Source organism: Tardiphaga sp. (assembly GCF_044336785.1).
Taxonomy (GTDB): Bacteria; Pseudomonadota; Alphaproteobacteria; order Rhizobiales; family Xanthobacteraceae; genus Tardiphaga.
Genome location: NZ_JBIIOT010000116.1, coordinates 1 through 14,168 on the forward strand (window position 1 = coordinate 1; position 14,168 = coordinate 14,168).

At 62.5% G+C, this 14,168-nt stretch carries 11 protein-coding genes; 7 read left to right on the top strand and 4 right to left on the bottom strand.

Translation table 11 applies throughout. From position 1 onward, the window contains the following. Window positions 1–263: 263 nt before the first annotated feature. Window positions 264–1,406 (top strand): pimeloyl-CoA dehydrogenase small subunit, encoded by a 1,143-nt coding sequence (pimD, locus tag ACIQ2A_RS22770; protein ID WP_398483686.1) that lies wholly within the window; start codon window positions 264–266, stop codon window positions 1,404–1,406. A 97-nt stretch (window positions 1,407–1,503) separates the two neighbouring features. Here pimD and ACIQ2A_RS22775 read toward each other — a convergent pair whose 3' ends face one another. From ACIQ2A_RS22775 to ACIQ2A_RS22785, 3 genes are all read right to left on the bottom strand, one after another. Beyond that, the gene (locus tag ACIQ2A_RS22775) at window positions 1,504–1,953 is read right to left on the bottom strand and encodes a tRNA (cytidine(34)-2'-O)-methyltransferase (protein WP_398483688.1); all 450 of its coding nucleotides are present in this window, start codon (window positions 1,951–1,953) and stop codon (window positions 1,504–1,506) included. 44 nt (window positions 1,954–1,997) lie between these two features. Continuing rightward, window positions 1,998–3,290, bottom strand: a complete 1,293-nt coding sequence (fsrB, locus tag ACIQ2A_RS22780; protein WP_398483690.1) for a siderophore utilization protein FsrB — start codon at window positions 3,288–3,290, stop codon at window positions 1,998–2,000. 109 nt (window positions 3,291–3,399) lie between these two features. After that, window positions 3,400–5,691, bottom strand: coding sequence for a TonB-dependent siderophore receptor (locus tag ACIQ2A_RS22785; RefSeq protein ID WP_398483692.1), 2,292 nt, complete (start codon window positions 5,689–5,691; stop codon window positions 3,400–3,402). 523 nt (window positions 5,692–6,214) lie between these two features. On the opposite strand from ACIQ2A_RS22785, the gene petA reads away from it, so the two are divergent. From petA to ACIQ2A_RS22815, 6 genes are all read left to right on the top strand, one after another. Continuing rightward, window positions 6,215–6,742: a ubiquinol-cytochrome c reductase iron-sulfur subunit gene (petA, locus tag ACIQ2A_RS22790; protein ID WP_398483694.1), complete on the top strand. Its 528-nt coding sequence runs from the start codon at window positions 6,215–6,217 to the stop codon at window positions 6,740–6,742. 62 nt (window positions 6,743–6,804) lie between these two features. Further along, window positions 6,805–8,865, top strand: a complete 2,061-nt coding sequence (locus ACIQ2A_RS22795; protein WP_398483696.1) for a cytochrome c1 — start codon at window positions 6,805–6,807, stop codon at window positions 8,863–8,865. A 174-nt stretch (window positions 8,866–9,039) separates the two neighbouring features. Beyond that, a complete protein-coding gene (locus ACIQ2A_RS22800; RefSeq protein ID WP_398483698.1) occupies window positions 9,040–9,714 on the top strand; it encodes a dienelactone hydrolase family protein in 675 nt (224 codons plus the stop codon). A 48-nt stretch (window positions 9,715–9,762) separates the two neighbouring features. Further along, entirely contained in the window at window positions 9,763–10,248 is a 486-nt protein-coding gene (locus ACIQ2A_RS22805) for a GNAT family N-acetyltransferase (RefSeq protein WP_398483700.1), read from the top strand. Between the two features lie 212 nt (window positions 10,249–10,460). Beyond that, window positions 10,461–12,623 carry an anthranilate synthase component I gene (locus tag ACIQ2A_RS22810; protein WP_398483702.1) on the top strand — a complete coding sequence of 721 codons (2,163 nt, stop codon included), beginning with the start codon at window positions 10,461–10,463 and terminating at the stop codon, window positions 12,621–12,623. Window positions 12,624–12,728: 105 nt separating this feature from the next. Then, the gene (locus ACIQ2A_RS22815; RefSeq protein ID WP_398483704.1) at window positions 12,729–13,274 is read left to right on the top strand and encodes an adenine phosphoribosyltransferase; all 546 of its coding nucleotides are present in this window, start codon (window positions 12,729–12,731) and stop codon (window positions 13,272–13,274) included. A gap of 130 nt (window positions 13,275–13,404) precedes the next feature. Here ACIQ2A_RS22815 and ACIQ2A_RS22820 read toward each other — a convergent pair whose 3' ends face one another. Beyond that, on the bottom strand, window positions 13,405–14,067 hold the full coding sequence (locus ACIQ2A_RS22820) for a hypothetical protein (protein ID WP_398483706.1): 663 nt from the start codon (window positions 14,065–14,067) through the stop codon (window positions 13,405–13,407). Window positions 14,068–14,168 lie beyond the last annotated feature (101 nt).

Sequence of the window (14,168 nt, forward strand, 5' to 3'; positions counted from 1 at the left end):
TCTACGGCGGCTCCAACGAGATCCAGCGCAACATCATCGCGAAAGCGGTGCTGGGGCTTTGATCTTCTCCCTCTCCCCGCACTTGCGGGGAGAGGGGCGGGGTGAGGGGAGCCGCCGCGGGCTCGGAGCACGCGGATAGCCCCCTCACCCGAAGCCCTCGCTATCGCTCAGGCTCCGACCTCTCCCCGCAAGCGGGGCGAGGTTAGCGAGCCAAGCTTCACACATTCACCACGCGCGTCGCGCGCGATCCGAGAGAAAAGAAAATGGATTTTGATCTTTCCGAGGAGCAACGGCTTCTCAAAGACAGCGTGGACGGCCTCCTGAAGGCGTCCTACGACTTCGAGAACCGCAAGAAGTATCGCGCTGAAAAGGGCGGTTACAGCAAGGCGATCTGGGGCAAGTTTGCCGAGCAGGGCCTGCTTGGCCTGCCGTTCAGCGAAGAGGATGGCGGCTTTGGCGCCGGTCCGATCGAGACCATGATCGTCATGGAAGCGCTCGGCCGCAATCTCGTGGTCGAGCCCTATCTCGACACGGTCGTGCTCGGCGGTGGCTTCCTGCGCCGTGGCTCGGCCGAACAGCGCGCCGCGCATCTGCCCGGCATCATCGATGGCTCCAAGACGCTGGCCTTTGCACAGGTCGAGCGCGACTCCCGCTATAATCTCGGTGACATCAAGACCTCCGCCAAGAAGAGCGGTTCGGGCTACACGCTGTCTGGCGAGAAGTTCGTCGTCGGCCATGGCGACACGGCGGACACGCTGGTCGTCACCGCGCGCACCGCGGGCGGCCAGCGCGATGCCAAGGGCATCGGCGCGTTCCTCGTGCCGGCCAATGCCAAGGGCGTCGATATCCGGGGCTACGAGACCCAGGACGGCAGCCGGGCAGCGGACATCAAGCTGACCAATGTCGAGGTCGGCGCTGACGCCGTGATCGGCGATGCCGAAAACGGCCTGTCGATCATCGATCAGGTGGTCGATGATGCCCGCATCGCGCTCTGCGCTGAGGCGGTCGGCGCGATGGAAGAGGCTCTGAAGGTCTCGGTCGAATACATCAAGGAGCGCAAGCAGTTCGGCGTTGCCATCGGCTCGTTCCAGGCGCTGCAGCACCGCGCGGCCGACATGTTCACCGCGCTGGAGACTGCGCGCAGCATGTCCTATCTCGCATCGATGGCGTCGAGCTTCACCGATCTCGACGAACGCGCCAAGACGGTCGCCGCTGCCAAGGTGCAGATCGGCCGCTCCGCGCGCGCCGTCGGCCAGGGCGGCGTGCAGCTGCATGGCGGCGTCGGTGTCACCATGGAGTACAAGATCGGCCACTACTTCAAGCGGCTGACCATGATCGAGCAACAGTTCGGCGATGCCGATTTCCACCTCCGCCGCGTCGCCGCGGCCGGTGGCATCACCGAGTAAGCAGCCAGATCGATGCCCGGCCATTCCCGAATGAGCCGGGCATCATCGCCACATGAAATCGGCCGGCGGATGACGCTTCGCTCATCCGCCCTACCTCCTATCCGCGCGTCTGCCGCAGCGCTTCGCCAAGCGCCATCGCCACCGTCATTGCCAGATTGATCGAGCGCAGGCTCTCGCGCATGGGAATGACGACACGGCTGTCTGCGGCTGCAGCGACATCTTCCGGCACGCCGGCGCTTTCGCGGCCAAACAGCAGGATCTCATTGTCGGTATAACTGTGCGTGAGGTAGGGCTCCGCGCCCTTCGTCGTGAACAGCGCGAGTTTGCAGCCGGCCTCGCGCCGCCACTCGTCAAAATGCCGCCACGAGATGTGCCTGACGATCGAAACCTGATCGAGATAATCCATCCCCGCACGCCGGAAATGACGATCCGAAATCGGAAAGCCCGCGGGCTCGATGATATGGGCCTCGACATCAAGGCAGGCACACAGGCGCAGGATCGTGCCTGTGTTTTGCGGGATATCGGGCTGGTAGAGGGCGATGCGCATCGTGATGCGTTACCGCCCTCCGGCCGTGGCGACAAGCGGTCGCGCTACTCCGCAGGCGCAAGATGCGGACGACCCTCGATCGTCGCCGCCTTTTCGCGACGCCCGACGCGGGCCCGTCGCTTCTTCCACCAGATCACCACGCCCGTCACCGACAGCGCGGCGACCACGAGGCCCATCAGCGAGATCAGGATGCGACCGGGCAGGCCGAGGATGCGGCCCGAATGTAGCGGGAACTGCATCTGCACGAAAATATCCGCGGCGGTCCCGACCCACGGTAGCTTCTCGCCGAGCGGGCGACCATCTTCGCTGTCATAGTAAAGTTGCGCCGGTCCGACGCCCGCAGCACCGTGATCGTCGCCGGGATTGAAGAAACCGACCTGGAAGATGCCGTGAGCGGGGCCGTAGAACAACGAGCCCACCGGCGTGTCCCAGCCGCGTGCTTTGCCGTCGGCCTGTGCACGCTCGTAAATCTGCGCCCAGGTCATCTTTGGCTCGATCGGCTTGTCGAGATGGCGATATTCGCGCTGCTCATAGGGCGTCGGCGTGTAGTTCGACACCGTCTTCATCAGCGGTGAAAACACTTCGAAATAGAGATTCAGCGAGAACGCCGTGAAGGCGATGATGAACAGCAGGCCCCAGGTCCACAGGCTGAAAGCACGGTGGATGTCGAAATTGATGCGGTAGGTGCTGCCGGTCGTCTTGATCATCCACGCTGGCTTCCAGCGTGCCCAAAAACCCTTGCCGAGCTCGCGCGCGACAGAGGGATCAGCTCCGGCTTTGGCTCGCTTGCGCGAGGGCAGCGTCAGATAGAAGCCGACAAAGCAGTCGATGGTCCAGATGATGGCGATGATGCCGAGGATGCGCATGCCCCAGCGATCGCTGCCCCAGAATTCCGGAATGTGCATCGTGTAATGCAGCTTGTAGAGGAACGAGACAAAGTTTTCGCGGGTGATCGGCCAGACCGCGCCCCAATAGCGCTTGCCGAGTTCCTCACCCGTGTTGGGATCGAGGAACACCTGATTGTAGTCGATGGTGTAGCGTTTCTGCGTCGCCGGATCGATGCGGGGCAGCACGAAGAAGGACAACGACTCGTTCTTCTCCGGCGTCATGTTCATATGGATCACGCGCGCACGCGGATCGCGTTGCTCGATCAGGTTGGCCAATTCGATCGACGATTTCGCCGGCCCCTGCGTGGTGACGTCCTTGAGCTTGCTGTTCAACAGATCATCCAGTTCGTGATCCCAAGAGATGATCGCGCCGGTGACGCCCGAGAAGAACAGGAAGGCGGCTGTCAGAAGGCCGGCCCAGCGATGCAGGCGCCCGAAAATCAATCTCATGGCGTTCCGCCCCTCTCAATCTAGACGGGATCTGATTACCAAGAACGAGCACCGCCGGTCGAGGGACCGGCGGTGTCAGAATGTCGCGATTTAGGAAGGTTCTAAACTGTCACCAGCGATAGGTGAGCTTGGCGATGGCCTTACGGCCTTCTGCATAGAAGCAGCTCGTATAGCCATAGCAGGCGGCGACATAGCGGGTATCGGCCAGATTGGTCAGGTTGAGCGCCACTCGCCAGTTATCCTTGCTGTAGGCGACCATCGCATCGATGGCGGTCGATGCAGGAACCTTGAAGGTGTTGGCATCGTCACCAAAGGTCGAGCCGACATAACGCACGCCGCCACCGACCTGGATGCCGGCCAACGGGCCGCCCTTGAACGTGTAGTCACTCCACACCGAGAAGCGGTTGAGAGGAACCGTAGTCGGGGCATTGCCGACATTCACGGGGTCCTTGGTCACCTTGGCGTGGATATACGAATAGGCGCCGCGAATATTGAACCCTTCGGTCAGCGTGGCAGTGCCTTCGAGTTCAATGCCGCGCGAATTGATTTCGCCAGTCTGCACCGCATCGAAGGTCGGGGGCGGGAATGTGACGACATTGGCACGGGTGAGATCAAACGCAGCCAGCGTGATCAGCGCATTGATGCCGACGGGCTGATACTTGACGCCGACCTCGTACTGTTTGCCGGTCTCCGGCTTGAGCAGATTGCCGAGACCGTCGGTATTGAGCACCGGCAGGAAGGATTCCGAATAGCTGAAATAGGGCGCGATGCCGCTGTCGAAATTATACACGACCGCGGCGCGGCCGGTGAAGGCAGAAGCATCAGTCGATGCTTTCGCGCCACGCAGCGTTGCATCCACATCGGTGGTGACGAAGTCCTGCCGCCCGCCGAGCTGGAACGAGAGGTTGCCGAGCTTGATCTGGTCCTGCAGGTAGATGCCGACCTGCGACTGTTTCACGCCGGTGTTGTCTTCCGGTCCGTTGTTGACCCAGGTATTGGTGTAGACCGGATTGAAGATATCGATCTTGCCGGTGGTGTAGCCGTTGGCGCGGTCGCGGAACGTGGTGTTGCGATAGTCGACGCCGAACAGCACCGTGTGGGCGAGGATGCCGGTGTTGAACTTGCCCTGCAGCTGGTTATCGACAGCAAAGGAGTTGATTGTGGAATCACCGGCGCTGCCGCCGCGTCCCATCAGGCCCGCTGCTTCATCGGCAGGTGTCGCATAGCCGGTGCCGTAGAAGCTGGCCTGCTGATTGTACATATAAGAATAGCGCAGGTTCTGCTTGAAGGTGAGCGCATCATTGATGTTGTGCGAGAACAGATAGCCGACCGACGCCTGTTCGGTATCGAACTGGTTCATGCCAGGCTCGCCGCCGAACCGGTTCACCGGAATGGTGCGCCCGTTGTTAGACCACACGGTGCCTGACGGCGGGAAGAACTGCAGGCCCCAGCCTGCCTTGTCCTTCTGATAGTTCGACAGGAAGGTGATGCTGGTGTCTTCGTTCGGTTTGAACGTTACCGCCGGAGCGATGAAGACGCGGTTGTTCTTGGAGAAGTCCACCTGGGTATCGCTGTCGCGGATCACACCGGTGAGGCGATATAGCACGGTGCCTTCCTTGTTGGCGGGACCGCCGAAGTCGAATTCACCCTGATAGCGGTTGAAGCTGCCGCCGGAGATCGAGACTTCGCCGAATTGGCGTGCGGTCGGCAGTTTGCTCACATAGTTGAGCAGGCCGCCGGTGCCGGTGCCGCCATACATGGCGGAGGAGGGGCCCTTGAGGACTTCGAGCCGCTCGGCGCCATAGGGCTCGAGGCCGAGGAAGTGCACATACTGGCTGCTCGGCAGCCGCAGGCCGTCGAGATAAAGGCCAGGCATGGTCATGTCGAAGCCACGGATCTGCAACCCGCCGAAGCGGGTGTCGGAGCCGCCATTGACGTCGCCGCTGACGCCGGCCGTGTAGCGCAGTGCTTCGCCGATGGAACCTGCACCCTGATTGGTGACCTGATCGCGCGTCACGATGGAGATCGATTGCGGCGTCTCGATCAGCGGGGTGTCGGTCTTGGTGCCGGTGCCGCTGCGGGTGGCGACAAAGCCGTTCACCGGGCCGCCGGCACGCTCGCCGACATTCGGATTGGCGGTGGTGGCAGCGACGGGCGCGGCCTGCGGAGCCCGTGCGGCGCGATTGGCGCGTGCAGCACGGCTTGTAGAAGCCCGCCGTGACGGACGGGATGCGGCTGGCCGCGTACGCTGTTGCGGCGACTCCACCGTCACCGCCGGGAGCGTCGATTGCGCTTCCGCGACGTCGGTAACCGACAAAGCGAGGCCGCTAACGGCGCAAAGGCAGAGCGTGCGGATGGTTCGGAAATGCGCGAGAGGTCGCGCGCTGCGTGCAGTCGTCATGGCCAAGTTGCCCCCGGAGCTGGAGTCGGCTTCTGCCGGTATGATTTTGGTGTCATTCGGCTCTATCGAAGGCGTCGTCCGAGTACAGGCTTTGGCCGTTAGAATAGTTTCAGGTTCGGGTTTCCATTCCAGGGTGTTGCCGAGACGGCGCACTAGCCTCCAGGACTTGGAGCCTTTTACGCGACATGGTTGTGACTGGAGCTCGTTGCACGAAATGGCTGGAAGCGGGGATCGCGCCCTGCGAATCGGCCGTTGATGCCGCGTGCGGCTGCCAAATTCTCCGCATTACGGAACGCGGTTGAATCTTGCGTGCATCGCATCCTGTTACCCCGTTCGTAGGCTTGCGATGCCGCGGTAGGGATGCAATAGAACGATTCTGGATTGCGTGTTTTTGCTGCGAGGCAAGGACAAGTGACCACGCCGCCGTGGGGAGGAACCGCGGGCACCGGTCATTGCTCTAGGTCAACGCGCGTGCGTTGCCGGACGGGCAAAGACGGGGAGCAGATAAGAAAGGGTTGGGATCGTGACGACAACGTCTTCGGCGCAGCATACGCGCCGTGATTTCCTGTACGTAGCCACCGGGGCGGTGGCTGCCGTTGGTGCCGCAGCCGCCGTCTGGCCGCTGATTTCTCAAATGAATCCAGATGCTTCGACCATCGCGGCGGGTGCGCCGATCGAGGTCGATCTCACCCCGATCGCCGAGGGGCAGGACATCAAGGTGTTCTGGCGCGGCAAGCCGATTTTCATCAGCCATCGCACCAAGAAGCAGATCGAGGACGCCCGTGCCGTTCCGGTCACGAGCCTGCCTGATCCGCAGACCGACCAGGCCCGCGTCAAGGAAGGCCATGACCAGTGGCTGGTCGTGATCGGCATCTGCACCCATCTCGGCTGCATCCCGATCGCCCATGAAGGTGCCTATGACGGCTTCTTCTGCCCCTGCCATGGCTCGGTCTACGACACGTCCGGGCGTATTCGTCAGGGACCGGCTCCCGCCAATCTGCCGATTCCGCCTTACGCCTTCGTCTCCGACAGCAAGATCAAGATCGGCTGAGCCTCCCGGCTCGCCTCGAGACCTTGCGCCGATAGTGTCGTTTTCTTCTTCAGGATCGCATCATGAGCGGACCATCCACTTTCCAGCCTTCCCATCCCGCCCTGCAGTGGTTCGAAAAGCGCCTGCCGCTGATCGGTCTGATCCACTCGTCCTTCATCGCTTACCCCACGCCGCGTAACCTGAATTACTGGTGGACGTTCGGCGGTATCCTCTCCTTCATGCTCGGCGTGCAGATCGTCACCGGCGTGATCCTGGCGATGCATTACACCCCGCATGTCGATCTCGCCTTCAACTCGGTCGAGAGCATCGTCCGCGACGTGAATTACGGCTGGCTGCTGCGCTACCTGCATTCCAACGGCGCATCGATGTTCTTCATCGCCGTCTACATCCACATGCTCCGCGGCCTCTATTACGGCTCCTACAAGGCGCCGCGCGAAGTGCTCTGGATCCTCGGCGTGATCATCTACCTGCTGATGATGGCCACCGGCTTCATGGGCTATGTGCTGCCCTGGGGCCAGATGAGCTTCTGGGGCGCCACCGTCATCACCAACCTGTTCTCGGCCATTCCCTATGTCGGCGAGCACATCGTGACCCTGCTGTGGGGCGGTTACGCCGTCGGCAACCCGACCCTGAACCGTTTCTTCTCGCTGCACTATCTGCTGCCCTTCGTGATCGCGGGCGTCGTGGTCCTGCACGTCTGGGCGCTGCATGTGGTTGGCCAGAACAATCCGGCCGGCGTCGAGGTGAAGACCGAGAAGGACGTGGTGCCGTTCACGCCCTACGCCACCATCAAGGATGGTTTCGGCATCGTCTGCTTCATGATTTTCTATGCCTGGTTCGTGTTCTACATCCCGAACTATCTCGGCGATCCCGACAACTACATCCCGGCCAATCCCGGCGTGACCCCCGCCCACATCGTGCCGGAATGGTACTACCTGCCATTCTACGCGATCCTGCGCTCGATCCCGTCCAAGCTCGGCGGCGTCATCGCCATGTTCTCGGCGATCATCGTGCTGGCCTTCCTGCCATGGCTGGATAGCGCCAAGACACGCTCGTCGAAGTATCGCCCGCTCGCCAAGCAGTTCTTCTGGATCTTCGTGGTGGTGTGCATCCTGCTCGGCTGGCTCGGCGGCAAGCCTGCGGAAGGCATCTACATCACGGCCGGCCGCATCCTGACCGCCTGCTACTTCGCCTACTTCCTGATCGTGCTGCCGGTCCTCAGCCGCATCGAGACGCCGCGCGCGGTGCCGAACTCGATCGCCGACGACGTGCTGGCGAAATACGGCAAGAAGGCTGCATCGGCGATTGCCGTCATGCTGCTCGCCGGTGGCCTCGTGATGGGCGGTGCCCAGAACGCCAGGGCCGCGGAAGGCGGCCCGACGCCGCCGTCGCTGTCGTGGAGTTTCGCCGGCCCTTTCGGCAAGTTTGACCGCGGTGCCCTGCAGCGCGGCTACAAGGTCTACAAGGAAGTCTGCGCCACCTGCCATTCGATGAACCTGCTCCACTTCCGCAACCTCGCGGATGCCGGTGGCCCCGGTTTCTCGGCGGCGCAGGCGTCGGCTGTGGCATCGGACATCCAGGTCAAGGATGGCCCGAATGACGCCGGCGACATGTTCGATCGTCCGGGTCGTCTCGCCGACAAATTCCCGGCGCCGTTCCCCAACGAGAACGCGGCCCGCGCGGCCAATGGCGGCGCCTATCCGCCGGATCTGTCGCTGATGGCCAAGGCGCGCAACTACGATCGCGGCTTCCCGCAGTTCATCTTCGACTTCTTCACCCAGTTCCAGGAAAAGGGCCCGAACTATATCGACGCCCTGCTGCAGGGCTACGAGGACGCGCCGAAGGATTTCCAGCTGCCGCAGGGAGCCTACTACAACAAGTACTTCCCCGGTCACGCCATCAAGATGCCGAAGCCGATCTCCGACGATCAGGTGACCTATGACGACGGCACCCCGCAGAAGGTCGAGAACTACGCCAAGGACGTCTCCACCTTCCTGATGTGGACGGCCGAGCCGCATCTCGAAGCGCGCAAGAAGCTCGGCCTGCAGGTCATGATCTTCCTGATCATCTTCGCGTTCCTGATGTATTTCACCAAGAAGAAGGTCTGGGCCGACGCGCATTGAGCGACGGTATCGACCTGAACCGAAAAGCCCCTGCGGGGGCTTTTTTGTTGCCCTTGTTCCATGTGGCGTTTAACGGCATTCCAGGCTGCCACGCATGGCGTGTATTTGCGTTGTCATCATCTCGACGCCAAAATGCGTTCAACCGATCACACCACACACTCCCCGGAGGACATCATGGGCTCATCCATCACTTTCAAGCGCCCCGACGGCAAGGACGCCAAGGGCTATCTCGCCAAGGCCGCGGCCAGCAACGCGCCGGGCGTGGTCATGATCCAGGAATGGTGGGGTCTGTCGGACCAGATCAAGGGCCTCGCCGATCGTCTCGCCCAAGAAGGTTTTGATGTGCTGGCGCCGGATCTCTATGACGGCGTTGTCGTGCCCTATCACGACGCAGATGCCGCGGGCAAAGAAATGAACTCGCTCGATTTCATGGATGCCACCACGCAGACCGTGCGCGGTGCCGTGCAGTATCTGTCAAAAGACGGTGCCAAGGTTGGTCTCACCGGCTTCTGCCTCGGCGGCGCGGTGACGGTCATTGGCGCCACCAAGATCCCCGAATTGAGCGCCGCTGTTGCCTTCTACGGCATCCCGCCGGAGCAGGCTGCTGCGCCCGCCGATGTGCAGGTGCCGCTGCAGGGCCACTTCGCCAATCGCGACGACTGGTGCACGCCGGAAGTTGTCGATGCGTTCGAGAAGGGCCTCAAGGCCGCCGGCAAGAGCGCGGAATTCTTCCGCTATGACGCCGACCACGCCTTCGTCAACGAACAGCGCGCCGAAGTGCACGACCTCGAAGCCGCGAAGCTCGCCTGGAGCCGTGCAACGGCGTTCTTCAAGAAGCATCTGGGTTGATTGCCGGCCGCAGTTGCTGCGGTGTGAACAACACAGTAGGTCGGGTGCATGTCGCCCGACCTCACCATCTCCGACCTGCGTCACGTCCCGGAATTCTTCGACACCGTCGCGGATCGGATCTGGCAAGCATGGTGGAAGCGTCATGGTGTGCCGGAGGCGTATATCGTCGAGCGCCTGCGCGAGAACATGAAGGGCGATGGTCTGCCGATCGCGCTGGTGGCCCATTATGGATCGGCTTTTCTCGGCACGGCCTCCCTGCTGGTCTCCGATCTCGACGAGCGCCCGCAATATACACCCTGGGTGGCCGCCGTCTGGACCGAACCGGATGCGCGCGGGCAGGGCGTTGCGCCGGTCCTGATCGATTGCGCCTGCGCCGAGGCGTTCGCCCGCAGTCACGATAAAGTTTATCTCTGCGCTGCCCCGCCACGTCGGGACTATTATTTGCATCTGGGTTGGCAGCCGATCGAGGAGAATGTCGACCCGCTCAAGCTGACGGTATTTGTCAGGGATCGATTGCCTGCGCCCCCATCTTGACGTCGCCGGTTTCCCGTGGCTGAGTAGCCGCCATGAGCACCCCTGTCCGCAACTCCCGTCGTTGGTGGCGCACCTCCTGAAGAGGTGGCTGGTGCGATTTGCTCTTTTCCCAATCGTCGAAGGCCGCCATCGCAGTGCGAGGGCCTTTGTGTGTTCTGATTGGCTCGTTTGTCCTGTGTGGCGCCTCCGGCTCGCTCCCTTAAGAGGACACGATGAACAGGACGATATTTTCTCTCCCCGCTGAAAGTACCTACAAGACCGCCGGTGGCCTGACCGTCACGCGCCAGGCCGAGATGTTCACCGGCGGCACAGCGCTGGACGATCTCATCACCCGGCTCGATCATCACCGCGGCGTGGTGCTGTCCTCCGGCACCACCGTGCCCGGCCGCTACGAGAGTTTTGATCTCGGCTTCTCCGATCCGCCGCTGCTGCTGGAGACCACCGGCACCGAATTCGCTATCACCGCACTAAACAAGCGCGGCCAGGTGCTGATCGCCTTTATCGCCGAGACACTGAGAGATCCCTGCGTCGTGCTGGACGCACGCACCATGGCCAAGCTGAAAGGTCATATCGTTCGCGGTGAGGCGCCGGTGGAGGAAGACCAGCGCACCCGCCGCGCCAGCGTGATGTCGCTGATCCGCGATCTCGTCGCGCAACTGTTCTCCTCCGCCGATCCCATGCTCGGCCTGTTCGGCGCCTTCGCCTATGATCTCGTGTTCCAGGTCGAGGACCTCAAACAGAAGCGCGCCCGCGAAGCCGACCAGCGCGATATCGTGCTCTATATCCCCGATCGCCTGCTGGCCTATGACCGCGCCACCGGCCGTGGCGTCACGCTCACTTACGACTTCGCCTTCAAGGAGCGCTCCACCGACGGCCTGCCGCGCGAGACGCCGGAGAGCGGCTACAACAAGTCCCCGCGCCAGGGCTTTGCCGATCACGCGCCGGGCGAATATCAGCAGACCGTCGAAAAAGCCCGCGCCGCCTTCGCACGCGGCGATCTGTTCGAGGCCGTGCCCGGCCAGCTCTTTGCCGAGCCCTGCGACCGCTCGCCAGCCGAAGTGTTCCAGCGTCTCTGCATCATCAATCCATCGCCTTACGGCGCGCTGATGAATCTCGGTGATGGCGAATTCCTGGTCTCCGCCTCGCCGGAAATGTTCGTGCGCTCCGATGGCCGCCGGGTCGAGACCTGTCCGATCTCCGGCACCATTGCCCGCGGTTCTGACGCCATCGGCGATGCCGAGCAGATCCGTCAGCTGCTGAATTCGGAGAAGGACGAATTCGAGCTCAACATGTGCACCGATGTCGATCGCAACGACAAGGCGCGCGTCTGCGTGCCCGGCACCATCAAGGTGCTCGCACGCCGGCAGATCGAGACCTACTCAAAACTCTTCCACACTGTCGATCATGTCGAAGGCATGCTGCGCCCCGGCTTCGATGCGCTCGATGCGTTTCTCACCCATGCCTGGGCCGTCACCGTCACCGGTGCGCCAAAGCTGTGGGCGATGCAGTTTGTCGAGGACAATGAGCGCTCGTCGCGGCGCTGGTATGCCGGCGCCATTGGCGTGGTCGGCTTCGACGGCACCATCAATACCGGCATCACCATCCGCACCATCCGCATGAAGGATGGCCTCGCCGAAGTCCGAATCGGCGCGACATTGCTGTTCGATTCCGATCCGGTGGCGGAAGAGAAGGAATGCCAGACCAAGGCGGCTGCACTCTTCCAGGCGTTGCGCGGCGATCCGCCGAAGAAGCTCTCCGCCTTCGCCCCGGATGCGCGCGGCTCGGGCAAGAAGGTGCTGCTGATCGATCACGAGGATAGTTTCGTCCATATGCTGGCGGATTATTTCCGCCAGGTTGGTGCTGACGTCTCTGTCATCCGGCACGTCCATGCGCAGACGGTGCTGAACCGCGACATGTTCGATCTGCTGGTGCTGTCGCCAGGTCCCGGCCGCCCCGCCGATTTCGGCATCTCGAAAACCATCGATACCGCGCTTGCCAAAAATCTTCCGGTGTTCGGCGTCTGCCTGGGCGTGCAGGCCATCGGCGAATATTTTGGTGGCCGGCTCGGCCAGCTCACGCAGCCGGCCCATGGCCGTCCGTCGCGGGTACGGGTCAAAGGCGGGCAGCTGATGCACGGCCTGCCCAACGAGGTCACCATCGGGCGCTACCACTCGCTGTTCGTCGAAATGGGCGACATGCCCGAAGCGCTCACGGTGACGGCCACCACCGAGGATGGTGTCGCCATGGCCATCGAGCACACGACGCTGCCGGTGGGAGGCGTCCAGTTCCATCCGGAATCGCTGATGTCGCTGGGCGGGGAGGTCGGCCTGCGCATTGTTGAAAATGCGTTCCGGCTGGGCCAAAAGGCGGAGTGAACCGCGGGCGAGGGCCCACGGTAGAGCAATCCGGCCTTGCTTGTGGCATCCGGATTGCTTCGATACCTTCGCCGCCGCCCGCATTCGACCGAAACAGAGATCCTGATGACCCCTGACCTCGCTCACGACCTCAAGGCTTCCGTCCGCACCATTCCGGATTATCCGAAGCCGGGGATCCTGTTTCGCGACATCACCACGCTGCTGGGCGATGCCCGCTCGTTCCGCCGCGCCGTGGACGAACTGGTGCATCCTTGGGCCGGCTCGAAGATCGACAAGGTCGCCGGCATGGAAGCCCGCGGCTTCATCATCGGCGGCGCTGTCGCCCATCAGGTCTCGGCTGGCTTCGTGCCCATCCGCAAGAAGGGCAAGCTGCCGCATACGACTGTGCGCATTGCCTATTCGCTGGAATACGGCATCGACGAGATGGAAGTGCATGCCGACGCCATCAAGCCCGGCGAGCGCGTGATCCTGGTCGATGACCTCATCGCCACGGGCGGCACGGCGGAAGGCGCCGTGAAGCTGATGCGCCAGATCGGTGCGGATGTGGTGGCAGCCTGCTTCATCATCGACCTGCCGGATCTCGGCGGCGCCGCCAAGCTGCGCGCGATGGACGTGCCGGTGCGCACGCTGATGACGTTCGAGGGGCACTGACTCTGCTGTCGTCACCCGGCTTGACCGGGTGACCCAGTAGACACCCACATTCGAGATCCACACCGCCGCCGCCGTGTACTGGATTGCCCGCTGTCGCGGGCAATGACGACGGAGCGTGAGGCGGCCCGGCTCACATCAGCAGCAGCCCCAATTCGATCTCCCGGAACGCAAAGTAATTCTTTCGAATCCACTGATGCAGCTCGGTGGACGAATCGTGCTCCGAGCGCAGATAGCCGGTAAACGAGAAGTTCAGCCGATCGATATAGGTCTTCAGGAACGGCGGCAGCGCTGCGATGTGCAGCATCTTGCCTTGAGCGAGCGCGGGCGGGATCTCCCCGCGCAGCACCTGCTCGTTGTCGATCACATAGAGCGAGCGTTGCGGATATTGCTGCTGCAGCGTCTCGTAGGCGCGCAGTGAGGCGCGGTCGCTGTCGCCCATGAACAGCACGATCGGCGCCACGCCACGGCGCGCAGCTTCTTTGGCAAAGCCGATCTCGGCGGTCATGCGGAAGAATTCATCGAAGGCGTGATAACCGAGGTCGATCACCTTCGCCGTCTCGTCGTGAACGATCAGCCGGTCCATCAGCGCCATCTTGCCGAATGTGTCGTCGATATCGGCGGTCTCGGTCAGCCGCGGCAGGAAGTCGAGCAGCGACGGTTCCTTCAGGCTGACATCGAAGGCGACCACATCGCCGCGCTGCAGCTTGAGGAATTCCGTCAACAGGCGCGCCACAAGGGTCTTGCCGACCTGGGGGCGTGTTGAGCAGATGATGTAGACGGGCGTACGCGACATGGGGGCAGTATATCGGGAAGATCAGCGTGAGGCTTCTTACTTCACCTCTCCCCTCCGGGGAGAGGTCGCGCGCTCTTGCGCGCGGGTGAGGGGGCTTCCAC

Bases quoted from the DNA above. Each gene is read 5' to 3' on its own strand.
- pimD (WP_398483686.1), top strand. From the start codon at position 264: ATGGATTTTGATCTTTCCGAGGAGCAACGGCTTCTCAAAGACAGCGTG.
- ACIQ2A_RS22775 (WP_398483688.1), bottom strand. From the start codon at position 1,953: ATGCGCATCGCCCTCTACCAGCCCGATATCCCGCAAAACACAGGCACG.
- fsrB (WP_398483690.1), bottom strand. From the start codon at position 3,290: ATGAGATTGATTTTCGGGCGCCTGCATCGCTGGGCCGGCCTTCTGACA.
- ACIQ2A_RS22785 (WP_398483692.1), bottom strand. From the start codon at position 5,691: ATGACGACTGCACGCAGCGCGCGACCTCTCGCGCATTTCCGAACCATC.
- ACIQ2A_RS22795 (WP_398483696.1), top strand. From the start codon at position 6,805: ATGAGCGGACCATCCACTTTCCAGCCTTCCCATCCCGCCCTGCAGTGG.
- ACIQ2A_RS22800 (WP_398483698.1), top strand. From the start codon at position 9,040: ATGGGCTCATCCATCACTTTCAAGCGCCCCGACGGCAAGGACGCCAAG.
- ACIQ2A_RS22805 (WP_398483700.1), top strand. From the start codon at position 9,763: ATGTCGCCCGACCTCACCATCTCCGACCTGCGTCACGTCCCGGAATTC.
- ACIQ2A_RS22810 (WP_398483702.1), top strand. From the start codon at position 10,461: ATGAACAGGACGATATTTTCTCTCCCCGCTGAAAGTACCTACAAGACC.
- ACIQ2A_RS22815 (WP_398483704.1), top strand. From the start codon at position 12,729: ATGACCCCTGACCTCGCTCACGACCTCAAGGCTTCCGTCCGCACCATT.
- ACIQ2A_RS22820 (WP_398483706.1), bottom strand. From the start codon at position 14,067: ATGTCGCGTACGCCCGTCTACATCATCTGCTCAACACGCCCCCAGGTC.